16 protein-coding genes and 2 pseudogenes are annotated in these 16,477 nt (G+C 71.1%); 9 read left to right on the forward strand and 9 right to left on the reverse strand.

All coding sequences use genetic code 11. The annotated features are described in order from the left end of the window. The first annotated feature begins 2 nt into the window (after positions 1–2). Positions 3–731, forward strand: a complete 729-nt coding sequence (locus tag ACH4OW_RS34395; protein ID WP_398031999.1) for a CBS domain-containing protein — start codon at positions 3–5, stop codon at positions 729–731. 36 nt (positions 732–767) lie between these two features. Next, positions 768–1,271 (forward strand): flavodoxin domain-containing protein, encoded by a 504-nt coding sequence (locus ACH4OW_RS34400; RefSeq protein ID WP_398032001.1) that lies wholly within the window; start codon positions 768–770, stop codon positions 1,269–1,271. A gap of 68 nt (positions 1,272–1,339) precedes the next feature. On the opposite strand, the gene ACH4OW_RS34405 is transcribed toward ACH4OW_RS34400, so the two are convergent. Continuing rightward, complete coding sequence (locus tag ACH4OW_RS34405) at positions 1,340–1,756, reverse strand: ATP-binding protein (RefSeq protein ID WP_360134266.1); 417 nt, start codon at positions 1,754–1,756, stop codon at positions 1,340–1,342. Positions 1,757–2,074: 318 nt separating this feature from the next. Here ACH4OW_RS34405 and ACH4OW_RS34410 point away from each other — a divergent pair, with 318 nt between their 5' ends. Beyond that, positions 2,075–2,623, forward strand: a complete 549-nt coding sequence (locus ACH4OW_RS34410; RefSeq protein ID WP_398032003.1) for an STAS domain-containing protein — start codon at positions 2,075–2,077, stop codon at positions 2,621–2,623. A gap of 125 nt (positions 2,624–2,748) precedes the next feature. Then, positions 2,749–3,168, forward strand: a complete 420-nt coding sequence (locus tag ACH4OW_RS34415) for an STAS domain-containing protein (RefSeq protein ID WP_360134272.1) — start codon at positions 2,749–2,751, stop codon at positions 3,166–3,168. Positions 3,169–3,186: 18 nt separating this feature from the next. Here ACH4OW_RS34415 and ACH4OW_RS34420 read toward each other — a convergent pair whose 3' ends face one another. Next, positions 3,187–3,549, reverse strand: coding sequence for an STAS domain-containing protein (locus ACH4OW_RS34420; protein ID WP_398032005.1), 363 nt, complete (start codon positions 3,547–3,549; stop codon positions 3,187–3,189). 443 nt (positions 3,550–3,992) lie between these two features. Here ACH4OW_RS34420 and ACH4OW_RS34425 point away from each other — a divergent pair, with 443 nt between their 5' ends. After that, the gene (locus tag ACH4OW_RS34425; RefSeq protein WP_398032008.1) at positions 3,993–4,688 is read left to right on the forward strand and encodes an ANTAR domain-containing protein; all 696 of its coding nucleotides are present in this window, start codon (positions 3,993–3,995) and stop codon (positions 4,686–4,688) included. Between the two features lie 54 nt (positions 4,689–4,742). Next, positions 4,743–5,507 carry a GAF and ANTAR domain-containing protein gene (locus tag ACH4OW_RS34430; protein ID WP_398032010.1) on the forward strand — a complete coding sequence of 255 codons (765 nt, stop codon included), beginning with the start codon at positions 4,743–4,745 and terminating at the stop codon, positions 5,505–5,507. Positions 5,508–5,585: 78 nt separating this feature from the next. Here ACH4OW_RS34430 and ACH4OW_RS34435 read toward each other — a convergent pair. The 4 genes and pseudogenes from ACH4OW_RS34435 to ACH4OW_RS34450 form a co-directional block, all read right to left on the reverse strand. Continuing rightward, positions 5,586–8,273: pseudogene (locus ACH4OW_RS34435) on the reverse strand (PA14 domain-containing protein); the annotation flags it as partial. Positions 8,274–8,409: 136 nt separating this feature from the next. Beyond that, positions 8,410–8,682: pseudogene (locus tag ACH4OW_RS34440) on the reverse strand (transposase); the annotation flags it as partial. Positions 8,683–8,709: 27 nt separating this feature from the next. Further along, positions 8,710–9,360, reverse strand: a complete 651-nt coding sequence (locus ACH4OW_RS34445) for a DNA alkylation repair protein (protein ID WP_398032137.1) — start codon at positions 9,358–9,360, stop codon at positions 8,710–8,712. Between the two features lie 72 nt (positions 9,361–9,432). Next, entirely contained in the window at positions 9,433–10,248 is an 816-nt protein-coding gene (locus tag ACH4OW_RS34450) for an inositol monophosphatase family protein (RefSeq protein ID WP_398032011.1), read from the reverse strand. Positions 10,249–10,392: 144 nt separating this feature from the next. Here ACH4OW_RS34450 and ACH4OW_RS34455 point away from each other — a divergent pair, with 144 nt between their 5' ends. The 3 genes from ACH4OW_RS34455 (at position 10,393) to ACH4OW_RS34465 (ending at position 12,462) form a co-directional block, all read left to right on the forward strand. After that, positions 10,393–11,184, forward strand: a complete 792-nt coding sequence (locus ACH4OW_RS34455; RefSeq protein WP_398032013.1) for an MBL fold metallo-hydrolase — start codon at positions 10,393–10,395, stop codon at positions 11,182–11,184. 31 nt (positions 11,185–11,215) lie between these two features. Beyond that, the gene (locus tag ACH4OW_RS34460; protein WP_360134289.1) at positions 11,216–11,815 is read left to right on the forward strand and encodes a TetR/AcrR family transcriptional regulator; all 600 of its coding nucleotides are present in this window, start codon (positions 11,216–11,218) and stop codon (positions 11,813–11,815) included. 131 nt (positions 11,816–11,946) lie between these two features. Then, a complete protein-coding gene (locus ACH4OW_RS34465) occupies positions 11,947–12,462 on the forward strand; it encodes a 2,4'-dihydroxyacetophenone dioxygenase family protein (RefSeq protein ID WP_360134292.1) in 516 nt (171 codons plus the stop codon). Positions 12,463–12,498: 36 nt separating this feature from the next. Here ACH4OW_RS34465 and ACH4OW_RS34470 read toward each other — a convergent pair whose 3' ends face one another. The 3 genes from ACH4OW_RS34470 to ACH4OW_RS34480 all read right to left on the reverse strand — a co-directional run bounded on the left by ACH4OW_RS34470 (position 12,499) and on the right by ACH4OW_RS34480 (position 16,410). Continuing rightward, positions 12,499–13,779 (reverse strand): MFS transporter, encoded by a 1,281-nt coding sequence (locus ACH4OW_RS34470; protein ID WP_398032016.1) that lies wholly within the window; start codon positions 13,777–13,779, stop codon positions 12,499–12,501. Continuing rightward, positions 13,734–14,975, reverse strand: coding sequence for an acetyl-CoA carboxylase biotin carboxylase subunit family protein (locus ACH4OW_RS34475; RefSeq protein WP_398032018.1), 1,242 nt, complete (start codon positions 14,973–14,975; stop codon positions 13,734–13,736). The genes ACH4OW_RS34470 and ACH4OW_RS34475 overlap by 46 nt, the downstream gene beginning before the upstream one ends. A gap of 142 nt (positions 14,976–15,117) precedes the next feature. Continuing rightward, positions 15,118–16,410: an aspartate aminotransferase family protein gene (locus tag ACH4OW_RS34480; protein ID WP_398032139.1), complete on the reverse strand. Its 1,293-nt coding sequence runs from the start codon at positions 16,408–16,410 to the stop codon at positions 15,118–15,120. Between the last annotated feature and the right edge of the window lie 67 nt (positions 16,411–16,477).

Genomic DNA, 16,477 nt, shown 5'->3' on the forward strand with positions numbered 1-16,477 from the left:
ACATGAAACACCGGCTGATCGACCAGGTCATGAACCGCGACGTCATCAAGACCGGCCCCGCCGCCTCCTTCAAGGACGTGGCCGACCTGCTGGCGCGGCACCGCATCAGCGGAGTCCCCGTCGTGGACGACGACGACAAGGTCCTCGGCGTCATATCCGAGACCGACCTGCTGCTCCACCAGGCCACCCAGGAAGACCCACCGCGCCGTCGGGGCACCCTCCTCGCCTGGCGACCGCGGCGGACGCGCAGGGCACGGGCCAAGACCCGCGGCCGTACCGCCCGGGAGCTGATGTCCGCGCCCGCCGTGACGGCCGGCCCCCGGCAGACCGTGACCGAAGCAGCCCGCACCATGGCCTCGCACCATGTGGAACGCCTCCCGGTCACCGACGAAGAAGGCCGCCTCATGGGCATCGTCACCCGCAGCGACCTGCTCTCCGTCTTCCGCCGCCCGGACCGGGCGATCCGCGACGAGGTCATCGGCGAAGTCCTCGTCCGCACGCTGCTGCTGGCCCCGCACACCGTCGAGGTGACCGTCCACGACGGCGTCGTCACCCTCACCGGCAAGCTCCAGCGGCGCAGCGAAGTCCCCATCGCGGTACGGCTGGCCGGCCGCGTCGACGGCGTCGTCAGCGTCACCGACCGGCTCGGCTACCAGGAGGACGACTCCCACCTGCGGCCCACCGAGCAGGCCCTGCACGGCATCACGGAGGAATGGCTCCGCAAGATCTGACCGCCCGCACGCGAACGTCCACGGAGGCGAACCGCCATGTCCAACCAGCGTGTCCTGGTCGCATACGGCTCGACGAACCAGGGAACCGCCGGCCTCGCCGAGGAGATCGCCGCGACACTGAACAAGGACGGCCTCACCGCCGAGGCCCGCCCGGCCGCCGAGGTCGGCGACCTGACCGCCTACGACGCGGTCGTCATCGGCGGCGGCCTGTACGCCGGCCGGTGGCACCGCGACGCCCGCCGCCTCACGCGCAGGCTGCAGCCCCAGCTGCGCGAGCGTCCGGTGTGGTGTTTCAGCAGCGGCCCCCTCGACGCCAGCGCCACCGAGAAGGACATCCCACCGACCCGGGGCGTGCGACGCGCCATGTCCCGGTTCCCGGCCCGCGGCCACACCACCTTCGGCGGCCGTCTCGCCCCGGACCCGAAGGGCCGCCTCGCCCGCTCGATGGCGAAGCGGGGAATGGCCCACGACTGGCGGGACTTCGAGCAGGTACGGGCGTGGGCGCACGCCATCGCCACCGAGCTGCTCGGGCGCCGGTAGGCCCGGGGGGACTCCGGCCCGGTGAGGGCGCGCGCCAGTTGCCGTCCGCGCCGGGCCGTGTTGTGTGGTCAGCCGGTGCTCAGGGTGGCGCGGATCGTTTTTCCGCCGTCGGGTTCGCCGAGGACGTCCAGGGTGTGGGCCAGGGCGCACACGATGGTCAGGCCGCGACCGCTCTCGTCGCCGGCGCCGGACGGGCGGAGGCTGGGCCACTTGGGGCTGTCGTCGCGTACCTCGACGGTCAGGGTGTCGGCCTGGACGCACAGGCGCAGGCGGCAGTTGCTGCTGGTGTGGCGGGTGACGTTGGCGACGAGTTCGGTGACGACCAGGTAGGCGTCGGCCGGGTCGGCGGGGCCGCAGCCGTCGGTCTCGTCCCTGGCCAGGAAGGCGGCGGTCAGAAACCGGGCCCAGAAGACGGATTCGTGGGCGTGCGGTAAGAGGTATTCGGCCCGCGCCGTCCGGACGCGGGCGCGACGACGGGTACGCAAAGGTCGGCTCACTCCCCCAAGGGCCGGCCGGCGTCTTGAGGCGAGCCTCGGTGGCCGGATCGCGATGGCTGGTCTGTACCATGCATGCCCCGTTCGGGTGACGGCCACGCACGGTCCGGACGTGGCGCGGGCAACACGGTGGGACGGCTCGGCGATCGGTGCTTGTCCGCGCGCCTTCGGGGGCATCACACCGATTGGGGCCGAACGGACGGGGCCGGCGCGACGCGCTGGACGACGTCCGACCGCCCACCGCGCCAGTCCTCGCCACCCGGCCGCTCCCGGCGGGCCGGGGGTCGTCCACCGACGGAGGAGACGCCTGTGTCCGGTCTGTGCGCACGCTACTTCCGCGGTCGCGACGCTCCCGCGCGCCGCCTCGCACGTACCGGTGCCCGCTGGTGGCGGTCCGAACGGGTGCCGCCCCGGCGGGCGGCCGCCGCGTACCTCCGGGGCGGCGGGCCGTGCTGGCGGGCGCGGCGGGAGGGGCAGACGCTGCTGCTGACGATCCGCGGCGACCTCGACCTGGAACTCGCCCAGCGTCTGCGGCCCGCCCTGTCCCAGGTGTCGTCGCCCGCCGTACGCACGGTGGTGCTGGATCTGAGCCAGGTCACCTTCTTCGATTGCAGTGGGTTGCAGTGGCTGTGCGAGGTACGTGCCAGGGCGGCCGCCCACGGCGGAGAAGCCTATCTGCGCCAGCCGCCCCGGTGCGTGTACCGCTTGCTGCAACTGGTACCGCTCGCCCGCCCGTTCGCGCTGCTGCCGGCGCCGGGGCCGCGTACGGGCAGTGGCCGCCCGGCGGGCGGCGGCCGGCGCCTCGCCACCCGCCGCCGCAGCACCGTGTACGGAAACCCTCGGCCGTACGGCGACTGAGGGCGGCCGGTGGCGCAAGGACCCGTCTCCGGGACGCGTCCACCTGGTTCCCTTGCCCGCCTACGGATAGCGTGGTCTGCCCGGCCCTTGGGGTGTTGGGTGTGAATCCCGCTCGGAGGTGCGATATGACGCACGCTAACGGGTTGGCGGTCCACGTGGTCGCCGACTGCGACGCGTGTGTGGTCGTGCGCGTCAGCGGCGCCCTCGATCACATTGGAGAGCAGTTCTTCCGTACGACGATGGGCGGCTATGTCGACACGGGGTACCGCTTCGTCGTCCTGGACTGCTCGGCGCTGGTCTACTGCAACTCGCGCGGGCTGAACTGCCTGCTCGGGTTGCACTGGCTGCTCGGCAGGCGCCGCGGCCGCCTCCTGCTCGCCTGTGTGGGCCGCCGCGTGCAGTGGATGCTGGACCACACCGGCAGCAGGGAGGTACTGGCCGTTTTCCCCACCGTCAGCCGGGCGCTGGCCAGCCTGCCCGTGGCCGTCCGCCCCGCCTGGCCGCCACCGCACCCGCACCCGGTGAGCGCGGAGCCCGGCATCTGACCCGGGCGGAACCCGGCGTCAGCCGCGCGTTCGCCCGCCGGTGAACGCGCGGTCCCGCCGGGCGTCCTCGACGGTGGCGTAGCGGGGGAACCGTTGCGCGAGCCCGGCCAGGTCGAGCAGCAGGTCGATGGCCTTGTGCTCGTAGACCAGGCGCAACCAGCCGCCGGCCGCCTCGCAGCGCGCGTGAGCGGTCTTCAGTTCGTGCAGCCCGCTGCTGTCGATGAACGTCACGCGCCGCAGGTCGGCGACCACGAACGCGGGGAGCGCGGCGTCGTTCCCCCTGAGCTGGTCCCGGAGCGCCGGCGCTGCCGCCAAGTCGAGTTCGCCGACCGGACACACGATCCGGCAGCCCTCCCTCAGCTCGGGACACCGGGTGTTCATGGCGGCCATCTCCTCGGAAGCTGCGTGGCGCGGGCCGCGTCGCGGGACCTGCGGCAGGACTGCTGGCAGCTTACGGACACCTTGTGCGCAGACGAAGCAGAAGGTTCATGAATCAATGAAACATTCACGAATGACGCGTATCGACCGCTCAGCGACCGATCCAGCCAGAACATTAACGCCACTTGACCGAAAATCCCGGGCCAGTACGTGGTCCTTCCGCGCGGAAGTTCGAGTGGGCGGTCATCGGTGACGTTGCTGGACGGTGATCGGTGGCGTTGGTGGACGGTGATCGGTGGCGTTGGCCGAGCGGCTTCGGTCACTGAGCAAGGCCGTGCTGCGGGTTCCGCACGGGCGGCGAGGAGTAGCCTTTTCCGGTACGGGAAATGGCCGTCTTCAAGGGCCGGTGCGCCTGGTCGGTGGGCGGCTCAGCGTTGGAGCGCCAAGTGTCTGTGCAGGAGCTGCTTGTCGGTCTGGAGCAGGCCGTCGATGCGGATGAGCACCGCATCTGGGCGGTCCGGTGCGCGCACGCCCTGGGGCTGGAGGGCATCGCGGTCTCCCTGCGGTGGGGCGCGGAGCTGGTGTGGTTCAGCAACGACGTCAGCGCGCGGCTGGAGGACGCGCAATTCACCCTCGGGCAGGGCCCCGGGCTCTCGGCGGACTTCGGCGTCGTGCCCTCTCAGGTGGCGGATCTGCAAACGGCTGCGGGTGACCGGTGGCCGCAGTTCGCCACCGAAGCCGGTGCCTTGGGAGTACGCGCGGTGTTCGTGTGGCCGGTGCGCAGCGGAGCGGCGTGGTTCGGGACGCTGACCGGGTACCGCACCACGCCAGGACCGCTGACCCCCAGGCAGGCGGCGGACGGGCTGCTGGTGGCCGACGCGCTGACCGGCCGGCTGCTGGCCTGGCAGCCGGATGCCAGATTGTCCGAGCGCTCCGGAGCGGCCGAGGGGGACGACGGGCCGGGGGAGGCGGGCGTGGTGGACCTGCACCGGGTCGAGGTGCACCAGGCCACCGGCGTGCTCAGCGTCCGGCTCGGCGTGCCGATGGACGAGGCGCTGGTGCGGCTGCGGGCCCAGGCGTTCGCCTCCGGACAGCCGCTGGCCGAAGCGGCCCGGGAGATCCTGAGTGAGCTGCCGCAATGAAGCCACCCGACGCGGACCACCCTCGGTCCGCGCCCGCGCACCGAGGAGCAGGACATGAGCCGAGAACACAAGATCGCCGAAACCTTCGTCGAACTCGCCGACACCCTCGTCGCCGACTTCGATGTCATCGATTTCCTCCAGCAGCTGACCGTCCGCTGCCGCGACATCTTCGCCGTCGCCGACGTCGCGGTCCTGCTGGCCTACCCCGGCCCGCACCTGTACAGCCCCGCCCCGTGCGACCCCACCCCGGCCCTGGCCGAGGTGCTGGAGCTGGCCCTGCGCGAAGGCCCGGCCCTGGACGCCTACCGCACCGCCGAGGCCGTCACCCCCGGCAATCTCGCCCGTGCCCCCGCCGCCTGGCGCGATTTCAGCGCATCGGCCCGCGAGGTCGGCTACACCTACGCCAGCGCCGTACCCCTGCGGCTGCGCGAGGAAGTCCTCGGCAGCCTGCTGCTCCTGCGCGCCACCGACAGCCCGCTGCCTGCCGACGACCTCACCTTGGCCCAGGCGTTCGCCGACGCGGCCACCATCGGCCTGCTCCACGCCCATACCGTACGGCGCGTCGAGACCGTCAACGAACAACTGCACAACGCGCTGCACAGCCGCATCGTCATCGAGCAGGCGAAGGGCGCGCTCGCCGCCCGGCACAACACGTCCCTCCACGACGCGTTCGCCCTCATGCGCCGCCACGCCTCCCAGCACCGGCTTCTGCTGACCACCGTCGCCCAGCACGTCGCCGACACCGGGGATCTCCCCCGGCCACCGTCCGCCCCTCCTTCGCCTCGCCGGCACTCGAACGAGGAGACACAGGCCGAGTAGCGCCTTCCCGTTGCGCCGCGGCTCCGCCGCGCGTCCCGGGCCCGGCCGGCCGGGTCCGGGACGCGCGGGCGGTCAGCCTCCCGCCGCCGCTCCGGCGGCGATGACCTCGCGGTTCACTTCGCGGACGCGGGCGGGATCGACCTTGAGCTTGCGCCGGTCGTACGTCCAGAAGCCGTTGAGTTCGTTCTCCAGGTCGGAGACCTGTGTGTAGACCGAGCCGGACAACCGCTCACCTGCCTGGCGCAGGTAGAACTTCCGGGTGTTCTCCACGTACCTCCGGGTCAGCGCTTCCGTGTCGGCCACCCCGCTGTAGATCACGGCGGGGGTGCCGGGCCACATGTGGCCGGGGGTGCGCAGGGTGAAGCCGCCGTGTTCGCCGTCCATGGCGGCCCGGTGGTCGTCGGGTGCGGGCGGGTCGGCGTTGTTGTAGTCGTGGTGATCGATGATCTCGCCCTTGCCCGAATCGCCCTTGGAGTTGCAGCAGTTGACGCCGCTGTGGGCGTTGACGATGCGTGAGGGGTCGGCGGCCTTGACGGACTCGGCAAGGCGTCCGGTGGCTTCGCGGTCCCACTCGCCCCAGCCCTCGTTGAAGACGACGTAACCACCGACGGCCGGGGAGTTGTGCGTCTGCTTCAACATCTCCATGCCCTGGTCGGCGAAGGCCCGCTGCCCCTGCTCGCCGGTGATGTCGCCGGAGACGAAGTCCTGCCAGACCAGCAGTCCGAGCCGGTCCGCGTGGTAGTACCAGCGGGGCGACTCGACCTTGATGTGCTTGCGTACCGCGTTGAAGCCGAGCTGCTTCTGCCCCGCCAGGTCGAAGCGGAGCGCGTCGTCGCTGGGCTGCGTGTAGAGGCCGTCCGGCCAGAAGCCCTGGTCCAGCATGGCGAGGGAGAAGAAGGACTTGCCGTTCAGTACGAGCTTGGGGTGGCCGCCGACCTTCTGTACGCCGAGGGAACGCATCCCGAAGTAGCTCTTGACGGAGTCCTCCGACCCTCGGTCGCGCAGGATGACTTCGAGGTCGTAGAGGTAGGGGTCGTCGGGCGACCACAGGTGCTGGTCCCGCACCTTCAGGCTGAGGTTCGCGTTGGCCGCTCCGGTGACCCTGCCGACCTCCTCACCCTCCTTGTTCCGCGCCACGGCCGTGACCTTCGCCCGCGAGGAGGCGTTGCGGGACTCCGCCGTCACCTTGAGCGTGCTGCTGCCGATGTCCGGGGTGCTGACGATCCTGTCGACGGCCGTCCTGGCGACGGGTTCCATCCAGACGGTCTGCCAGATACCGGAGGACTGGGTGTAGAAGATGCCCCCGGGGTGCGGCGTCTGCTTGCCCTTCGGCTGGTTGGCGCCTGCGGTGTCCGTGACCCCTACGATGATCTCCTGCTTGCCGCGCTTGTTCAGCGCGTCGGTGATGTCGGCGCTGAAACCGGTGTAGCCGCCGGTGTGCCGGGCCACCTGCTTGCCGTTGACCCACACCCGGGCCTCGTAGTCGACGGCGCCGAAGTTGAGCCTGAGGCGCTGCCCGTTGCCGACATGCCAGCTCTTGGGGACGGTGACGAGCCGGCGGTAGAACATGTGGTCCTCGTGCCGCTCGATCCCGGAGAGCTGGGACTCGACGGGGAACGGCACCGTGCTCTTCTCGGCCAGCCGCTTCCCGAACGGGGGCTGCTCACCCTGCCGGGCGCCGGCGAACTCCCAACGACCGTTGAGGTTTTCCCACTTGGCCCGCCTCTCCTGCGGGCGGGGGTACTCGGGCAGCGGGTTGTCCGGGTCGACCTGGTCGCCCCACGTGGTGGTCAGCCGGTGGGTGGAGTGGTTGCCGGCAGCGCGCACCACCATGGGCACGTGCTTCCCGCCACTGGTCAGCCCGCCCTTGCCGTCGTAGCCGAAGCGCACCCGCTGGCCCTTCTGGACGGGCCCGGCCGGTGTGAGGACCACGGAGCGCGGGTCGCTCTCGTCCCTGACGGCCGACTCCACGGGCATGTCCGTGGTGTCGACCTCCAGCATCACATGGTCCTTGAGCGCCTCGGTCACACCGGCCTCGTCCTGGAACGTCGCCCGCAGCCGTCGCCCGTCGGCGCCGACGGCGAGGTCCACCGGGTACGGCTCGAAGCCGTCCGGCGGCGTGAAGGCCGACTCCGGGACCGGCTGCCTCGTGACGTCCGGGCTCTGCCAGCTCAGCGCCATGTTGGAACCGCCGGTGTCCTGGAACATCTCGAAACGGAAGTCGTACTGCCGGCCAGCGGCGAGTTCGAGGGGCTCGCTCTTGACCTCGACGTCCCAATCGGGCTTCCAGTGGTCGACGACCTGCTTGCCGTCGATGAAGAACCGGAAGCCGTTGTCGCCTTTGGCGAAGAAGGTGAACTTTCCGCTCTTGGGCACCTCGACCTTCCCGCTCCACCGTGCCGTGGTGTGCTCGGTGCGCCCGGTGACGAACCGGAAGGTGGAGCTCAGGTCGGGGAAGTCGACGGCCGGTTCCAGGGTCGTCCCGCCCAGCTCGGCGAAGTCGCGGGCGCCGGGCTCGGACATCCGGAAGTACTCGCCCTTGAGGCCGTGCCCGCCCGCACGCTGGGCCTTCGCGGCGCGGTCCGCGGCCTGACTTGCCGCCCACACGGAGGGGGCGGGGCCACTGACGGATAACGACGCGGCGAGGGTGAACAGCAGGGCCGGGAGGAGCAACCGGGGCGAGGGAAGCCGGGAGCGTCTCACGCGGTGTCTCCGGTGCGGTACGCCTCTGTCGCGCAGGCTCAGGTGACGCGAAGAAGGAAACATAGTCAAACATTTAGGCACAACGCGCACCGTAAAACAACAGTTCTGCACGGGAATTGGCCGACGGCCGAACACGGTCGGCCCGACCGGCCACGGTGGGCCCAGGCGTCACACATGCGCTGATCCGAGGCCGGCACCCGGGCCCGGAACTCGCCGCCGTGCTGGGGCGGGTGTCCGCCGCGGGGCCCGGCTCCAGTGCGGCAACGAACGCGCAGGGCCAGCCGGGCACGAGCTGGTCCGAGGACCGGCCGCTGCGCCCGCAGACGTGGCAGACGCAGAACAAGCGGTCCGCACTGGTCGGCGCGTACGGCCGCAACCAGTGGGTGATGTCCACCGCCAGACCCAGGCGCCCGTCAGCAGCCCGCGGCTGCGGCAGTCCGGCCAGCTCTTGTCGCAGCTGCGGCACCCTCACACCTTGAAGAACAAGCTCAGGGACCGGTCAACGCCCCGCGTCGTGCTGTCGGCGCACCATCTCGGAGATCCATACGGGCGCGAAGGGGGACGTGCAGCCCGGGGACGTCGGGTAGTCCTTGAGGACTTCCAGGCGCTCACCGATGTCCACGGCACGGGCGCGGTGTTCGGCGTGCTCGATCCCGATCTGCGCCAGGCAGTGGTTCATCGCCCACTGCAGGCGCTCCGGGGCGCCCTTCATCTCTGCCTCGATGACGTCGAGCAGTCCTGAGAGGTCGAGACCCTCCGGCTTCTTCGCGACACGTTCGGTGGTCAGCGCCCATCCGGCACTCGCGACCGCCGGATCCGGATCGGCGATCCAGGCCGATCGCAGCTCTTCGGAGTGCGGGTTCTTCTTCACCACGTAGTTCACGAGCCAGTCGTGCACCTTGGGTGTACGGGCCTCGCGCACCATGGCGTCCAGCTCGTCGCGCCCGAAAGCCTTCGGCCGGCAGACCAGGGTCGCCAGCAGCCTCGCCGCGGTGTCACCTGTCTCCCAGAGCCCGTACGCGAGTTCCTGCTGCGTCTTCAAGCGCTTGGCCAGCGCGCGCAGCTTGCCGAGGTTCACACCGTGATCGTCACCGTGTCTCTCGTTCACCTCGCGTGTTTTCGGGTCCTCAAGTCCGGCCAGCTCGGCCATCACCTCCGCCACCGTCGACCCGGTCGGCGTCGTCTCGGCCACTTCTGCCTCCTGTCCGTCATGTACAGGATGTCAGCCTATGCCGGAAGCCGGTCCGCGACCGCGGATCATCGACATGAGCAGCCGGTGAGTTCCGCCATCCGCGGCCACGACGAGTCCGCGGCCTGCCGGCCCGAGCGGGCCGCCGTCGGTCCCGGTGACCACGCAGCCGGCAGCCCGGCACAGCGCGATACCGGCAGCGAAGTGCACGCTCGCGGACAGGCCGACGCCATCGGTGACGTATGCGGCGCGCTTGCCGGCGGCGACCCAGGCCAGCGCGAGCGTCGTGGAGACGACCCGGGGCCGGAACCGCTGCACGAACTCCGGGCGCGCCAGCAGGTCCACGGCCCGGAACGCCGGCGCGCCGGGGAATGGAGGGTCCAGGTTGACGTCCACGAGACGGGTGGAGGGGGTGGGCGCCAGCCGGACGTCGACACCGTCCTGCCGCACCCAGGCAGTCTCACCGTCGGTGAAGAAGACCTCGCCGCCGAACGGGTCGGCCACCGCCGCCGCGCCGTCGCGCAGCGCCACGTTGACGGCCACCAGCATGTTGCCGACGGCGTAGTTCAGCGTGCCGCACAGGGGGTCCACCAACCACTGGCGTGCGGCTCCCGCGACGCCCTGCTGCCCGCCCTCCTCGCCGAGCACGGCGTCGTCGGGCCGGGCGGCGCGGACGACGCCGAGGATCGCCTTCTCGGCCGCCACATCGGCGCCGGTCGCGAAGTCCCCGGCCCCCTTGTCGATGCGGGTGAGCCGCTGACCGTACATGTCGCGCACCACGTCCGCGCCGGCACGTGCCGCCGCCGTCGCAACGCCGGCGTCGTCCAGGCCCGCATACGAGTCGATCATGCCGCGCATGGTAGCGGCACCAAGGCGCGGGCGGCTAGAACGCCCGTTCTGCTACGTTAAGAACGGCCATTCTAAGAACCATGGTTCTAGCGCCTGCTGTCCAGCAGGCCCGAGCGGGCCGGACCGTGAAGCGAAGGAGACGCTGTGCGATTGCGACGTTTGGGATGGGCCGGCATAGAGCTCGAACATGACGGGCGGACGCTGGTCGTCGACCTCGTCGAGGACACCTCGCCGCTGTTCTCGGACGAGAGGTTCCCCACGGCCTCCCGCCCCGGGGAGACGGCGGCGGCGCTGGTGACGCACCTGCATTCCGACCACGCCGACCTGGTGGCGATCCGCAAGGCGCTCGCTCCCGGTGCGCCGGTGTACCGGCCCGAACCGGTCACCGGGCCCGAGGACGACCTCAAGTGGACCTGCGGACCGGAGGCTTCGTTCCGCGAGCACGGCGTCGCGACCGAGGTGGTGCGGCCGTGGGAGACACGCAGCGCGGGTCCGTTCCGTATCGGCGCCGGGCCTTCCGTCGACGGGCTGGGGGATCCGCAGCTCTGCTGGGTCGTCGAGTGCGACGGCCTGCGCGTCTTCCATGGCGGTGACACCGTGTTCCACGGCCACTGGTGGTCGATCGCGCGCCGCTTCGGCCCGGTGGACATCGCCTTCGTCCCCATCAACGGCCCGATAGTCGAACTCCCCCACCTCCAGCCGCCGAGCCCTTTCAACGCGGTCATGCTGCCGGAGGAAGCCGCGGTCGCCGCCCACATTCTGGGCGCTCGCATCGCGGTGCCCATCCATTACGGCACGCTGCACAAGCCCCCCATCTACGTGGAGACCCCGCAGGCGGTCGAGCGCTTCGAGAAGCGCGCGCGGGAGCTGGGCATCACTCCCCTGGTCACGCCGCCCGGCGAGTGGTTCACCCCGGAGAACGCACCCGTACACTAGAACCGGTGTTCTGGCGTACGAGGAGGCCCGGGTGACAGCGGTGGACCGCGACGAGGGGCGATCGCGCGTACTGGAGGCCGCCGAAGAGCTCTATTACCAGTACGGCGTCCACGCTGTGCGGATGACCCAGGTCCGGGACCGCGCGGAGGTCTCGCTCGCGCGGCTGTACAAGCTCTACCCCTCCAAGCACCACCTCGTGGCCGCCTACCTCCAGGCGCACGGGCGGCGGTTGCGCACGCAACTGGCCGCGTCCGTCGAGGAGACCGCCCCGCCCCCGGCCGGCTCGCAGGCACGTCTGCTCGCGGCCTTCGACTGCATGCGGGAAACCGCCGGCCGGCCCGGGTTCCGGGGGTGTGCCTTCGTCAACGCCTGGGCCGAACTCGGAGCGAACGGCCGCGAGAACCATCCGCTCGTGGCCGAAGCGGTGCAGGAACACAAGACCCTGCTCCGCGACTACCTGACCGAGCTGGCCGGGGACTACGCCGACGCGCGCGGCGTCGGCGAGCAGATCCACATTCTGATCGAGGGGGCCATGGTGACGTCCTCCCTCCTGGGAGCGGACGCCGCCCGCACGGCCCGCGACATCGCCTCCGCGGTACTCACCGCGGCCGGCGGCGCGCGCGAGCAGTGAGCCGCGGCGCCTCGGCCGTCGCTCCGCAGCTGTGACCGACCGTCCTGGAAGGCACTGTTGTGCCGGGCGAGAGGCGTTGAACATGGTGTACGTGCGAGTCCGTTCCAGCTTCAACAGGAAGGACGTCAGCCATGACGATCAGCTCGGACCCGAGTGCGGAGAGCCTGGCCGCGATCGAAGCGAGGATCGACCGGCGCCGGGACCAGTATGCGCTGCCCGAAGGCCATATCGCGGAGGCGGCCTCGCCGTGGCTCCCGTTCGTGCCGCAGGTGATGATCAAGCATGTGACGTTCGACGTCCGCGGCAGCTCGGCCGCGAACGTCCTGTGGGTGCAGGCCGGCGGGACGCTGGGCCGCCATCGCCACCGCGGCCCGGTCTCGGGCTATGTGCTCGACGGGAGCTGGCGGTACCTGGAGTACGACTGGGTCGGCCGGCCGGGCGACTTCATCCGGGAGAGCCCCGGCCGCACCCACACCCTGGCCTCCGACGAGGGCATGAAGACCGTCTTCTGGCTGAACGGGCCGGTGGAGTTCCTCGACGAGCAGGACAGGGTGACCGAGGTGATCGACGTCTTCTGGTTCATCGACCACTACGAGCGCGGCTGCCAGGAGCAGGGCATTCCGATCAACCGGGCGCTCTATCTGTGATTCCGGTGGCGTGGTGCGGTCGGGTTCCCTTCCGGGTCAGGCGCGCTGCGGCGCGCTGCGCGTCGTCCGCTCCACCGCCCGGTGGGCCCGCCCGAACAGCAAGCCGCTCGCGACGGCCACGACGGTCACCACCACCCAGGTGAGGCTCCCGCCCGCGGCGGCGAGCAGCGGGATGCCGCCGGCCGTGGTCAGGATGACGCCTCCGGTGGTCACGGCGGACAGCAACCCCATCGCGCCGGCCCGCTTGTCCTCGGGGGCCAGCGCGATGAGCAGCCCCTGCATCGTCGGTCCCAGCAGGATCTCCCCGACCGTGAACACCACGACCACGGCAGCGATCGCCGCCGCGCCGCGCGTCACCGTAAGGATCATGAAGCTGGTCCCCATCAGGCAGGTCGCCAGCATGAGCCGCCTGCCGCGGTTCAGCGCTCCGGTCCAGGCGACCAGTCGCACCTGGAACAGCAGCACGATGACGGGGTTGAGGAGGAAGAGCAGTCCCCACAGTGACGGTGACAGGCCGTACTCCCGGACCGCGGCGACCGGGAACACGATCTCGAAGCAGTTGTAGACGGTGCAGGCCAGGAGGCTCGCTGCCGCGGCGACCCGCACGGCCCGCTTCCGGCCTGGCACGGGCGGGGCCTCGCCCTCGCCCTCCGCCTCGGCCTCGTACGACGCGGTGTTTGCCCGGGGAGCGCCGGGGCCGGGGGCGCGCAACCACCGGCAGAGCACCAGGCCGAGCAGGGTGGCCGCCAGTGAGGTCGCCCAGACCGCTTCCCAGCCGACGGGGACCAGGACGGCCCCGAGCGCGGTGCCGACGACGGCCGCGATGTTCATCACCATGCGCATCAGCGCGAACGTCGTGTCGCGGTCGGCCTCCGTGGAGACGTCGGCCGCCAGGGCGTTCAACGCCGTGGTGCGCAGCGTCGCGCCGGTGGTCAGCAGGGCCGCGGCCCCGATGCCGGCCGCGGGTTCGCGCGGCACCAGGAGCAGCAGCAGTGCCGCGGCGCCCTGGACCGCGGTACCGATCAGCAGTACGGCCCGTCGGCTGGTGGCATCCGCGAGCCGTCCGCCGGCCGGCCCGGCGACCAGCCCGACCGCCGACGCCGCGGCCAGCAGGAGACCCGCCGTCGCCTGTGTGACGGGCAGGGTGGTGACGACGTAGATCGTCAGGTAGGCGGTCATCGTCCACTGGCCCGCGTAGCCGAGCGAGGCCAGGACCAGCAGCATGCGCACCGGCGGAGTGACGCGGGCGCCGAGGAGGCCCTCCCACACCGTCATCCGGACGAGCCCGCCAGGGCCTGTTCGCGCTCGTCCTCCCATGTCGCCAGGGTCCCCATCAGGTCGACGCACGCACGCAGGTTCTGCTCCACCTCCGCGCTGTCCGCCCCGTCGACCACGAAGGTCGCTATGGAGTCCGAGCTCGAATGCGCTCCGTCGAACGTCCGGGGTGCGGTGGTCCTGATCGAGTACTGGCGTATGTAGGCGGTGTCCTCGGGTTCGCGGATCGACAGCAGCCGTCCCGCCTTCGGCGGCACGAACAGCCATCCGTACCGCCTGCCTTGGTCGGCGAGGACGGTCTGCCGGCCGTCCTCCAGACCGGCCTGGTGGCGGAGCCACAGGCGCAGGGGGTTGACGCCCGTCGCGAGTGTCAGGGTCTCCACGACGTGGGCTCCGCCGAGCCGGCAGGCGATCTCGCAGAAGACCAGCCCGCCGTCCGGGGTGCGGAACACCTCCAGGTGGAAGGGGCAGAAGCCGACGTCCGGCAGGGCGGCCACGACCCGCTCGGTGTACGCGGTCAGCTCGACGGACTCCGGGGACCCCGGGTCGAGTTGGACGCTGCCCAGCGGAAGCGCTTCCGCGAAGGACAGGCAACCGTTCACGTAGCGGGACACCTGGGCGTACGTCACACCGGCCGAGTCCGTGAACCCGTCGACGTGGTACATCGTGCCGCCCTCGACGTAGGACTCCAGGAGCAGGTCGTCGAAGTCCCAGTCCGCGGCCGCGCGCTGCACCTCGTCCGGCCCGGACAGCAGCTCGACCCCGCGGGAGGCGAAGCCGAGGCGGGGTTTGGCCACCAGGGGGTAGCCGACCCGCTCGGCGAACTCCAGCGCGTCCCGGGTATCGGCGGGTACCAGGAAATCCGCCGTGGGGACGCCGGCCTCCCTCATCCACTGCTTCATGTGGTACTTGTCGCGCCAGGGCAGCGCGTCGGCCAGGCGGAGCCCCGGGATGCCGTACCGGTCCCGTACCCGGGCGCAGCGGAGGATGTCGTCCTCCGTCACGTGAATGACGGCCTTGGTGCCACCGCGCTCGCAGATCGCGTCCATGCGGCGCTCGACCTCGGGTGAAGTGACGTACTCCGGCACGGACTCCAGGTTCGGGAAGTCCGGCGCGTAGGCGTCGCGTGTCTCGTCGCTGGTGATCAGCCGGATGCGGTCCATGGCTTCGGAGAGCCATGCGCCGATCTGGTTCGTGGGAGTGTAAATCCGGTAACAAAGAATCAGCTCGTCGGCCATGGCATCTCCGTGTGCTGTGGCGGCGTGTGACACGTTACAAATATCACCGGCCTGTCGGGCGGACCGCCGGCCGGTCTTGCAGTCCGCCCCGCTCCCGCACCGCCGCGGTACGGGAAGTGCGGGAGCGGGGCGGAGGCCGCGCCTACAGGAGCAGGCCGTCCGGCGTCATACGGCTCAGCACCTCGCGCAGTGCCCCGGCCGCCTCGTCGGCCTCCTCCCGGCTGAGGACCAGCGGCGGCACCAGCATCACGCCGCTCGGCATGCCGCGTACCAGCACGCCGAACCCGTCCCGCAGTTCGTCGGTCAGGGCCTCCGTCCCGTTGGGCAGCGGCGCCCGGGTCTCCTTGTCGGACACCAGCTGGACGCACACCATCAGCCCGATCTGCCGCACGTCCGCGACCGTGGGCAGGTCCAGCAGTTCGCGCAGCCGGTCCGCGAGGTGGGCGCCCACCTTGACGGCGTTGCCGAGCAGGTCCTCCCCCGCGATGATGTCGAGGTTGGCGAGGGCGACGGCGCACGCGGTGGCGTGCCCGCTGTAGGTGAAGCCGACCGGGAAGCCGTCGTCCTTGCCGACCGCCTCGGCGACCTCGCCGCTGACCAGCACCGCGCCGTGCGGGATGTACCCCGAGGTGATGCCCTTGGCGGTGACCAGGATGTCCGGCGTCACGCCGGTGCGCTCGGCCGCGAACCAGTGCCCCAGGCGGCCGAAGGCCGTGACGATCTCGTCGGAGATCAGCAGGATGCCGTACGAGCGGAGCAGCGCGGCCACGCGGGGCCAGTAGTCGTCCGGCGGAACGATCATGCCGCCAGGGCCGAGGACCGGCTCGCCGATCATGGCGGTGATCCGCTCGGGCCCGATCTCCTCGATGGTCGCCCGCAGTTCGCGCAGGCAGAACTCGGTCACGTCCTCGCCGTCGAACGCCTCGCGGTGGAAGACGTCCGGGGTGGTCAGGAACCGGATGTGCGGCAGCATGGGGCCGAAGCCGAGGTGCGCCTCCGCGCCCCCCGACATGCTGCTCGCGCCGTAACTGATGCCGTGGAACCCCTTGTCCAGCGCGAGGATCCACGTCCGGTCCGGCTGGCCGGTGCGGTAGCGGTAGAGCCGGGCCATGCGCAGCGCGATCTCGTTGCCCTCCGCGCCGCCGCTGGTGAAGTACACGTGGTCCAGGCCGTCGGGTGCCAGCTCCGTCAGGCGGGCCGCGAGCTCGATGGCGCGGTCGTTGGTGAACCCCCAACGGGTGTGGTAGTACTCCAGCTTGGCCATCTGCGCGGCGGCCACTTCCCCGAGTTCCCGCCTGCCGTGGCCGACCTGCGTTAACGCGAGGCCCGCGGTGGCGTCCAGGTAGCGGCGGCCCTCGGTGTCCCACAGCTGACAGCCCTGCGCCTGCACGATCACGGTGCGGCGCGTGTCGTCACCGCGCATGTGGGAGTGCATGACGCGGCGGTCGGCATCGACGAGTTTTCCCTGCTCATCCTTGGGGAGGGGGCGGTTCGTGCTAGTC

The organism is Streptomyces sp. NPDC017056, assembly GCF_044332485.1.
Lineage (GTDB): Bacteria > Actinomycetota > Actinomycetes > Streptomycetales > Streptomycetaceae > Streptomyces.

Bases quoted from the DNA above. Each gene is read 5' to 3' on its own strand.
- ACH4OW_RS34395 (WP_398031999.1), top strand. From the start codon at position 3: ATGAAACACCGGCTGATCGACCAGGTCATGAACCGCGACGTCATCAAG.
- ACH4OW_RS34400 (WP_398032001.1), top strand. From the start codon at position 768: ATGTCCAACCAGCGTGTCCTGGTCGCATACGGCTCGACGAACCAGGGA.
- ACH4OW_RS34415 (WP_360134272.1), top strand. From the start codon at position 2,749: ATGACGCACGCTAACGGGTTGGCGGTCCACGTGGTCGCCGACTGCGAC.
- ACH4OW_RS34420 (WP_398032005.1), bottom strand. From the start codon at position 3,549: ATGAACACCCGGTGTCCCGAGCTGAGGGAGGGCTGCCGGATCGTGTGT.
- ACH4OW_RS34430 (WP_398032010.1), top strand. From the start codon at position 4,743: ATGAGCCGAGAACACAAGATCGCCGAAACCTTCGTCGAACTCGCCGAC.
- ACH4OW_RS34445 (WP_398032137.1), bottom strand. From the start codon at position 9,360: ATGGCCGAGCTGGCCGGACTTGAGGACCCGAAAACACGCGAGGTGAAC.
- ACH4OW_RS34450 (WP_398032011.1), bottom strand. From the start codon at position 10,248: ATGATCGACTCGTATGCGGGCCTGGACGACGCCGGCGTTGCGACGGCG.
- ACH4OW_RS34465 (WP_360134292.1), top strand. From the start codon at position 11,947: ATGACGATCAGCTCGGACCCGAGTGCGGAGAGCCTGGCCGCGATCGAA.
- ACH4OW_RS34470 (WP_398032016.1), bottom strand. From the start codon at position 13,779: ATGGGAGGACGAGCGCGAACAGGCCCTGGCGGGCTCGTCCGGATGACG.
- ACH4OW_RS34475 (WP_398032018.1), bottom strand. From the start codon at position 14,975: ATGGCCGACGAGCTGATTCTTTGTTACCGGATTTACACTCCCACGAAC.
- ACH4OW_RS34480 (WP_398032139.1), bottom strand. From the start codon at position 16,410: ATGCACTCCCACATGCGCGGTGACGACACGCGCCGCACCGTGATCGTG.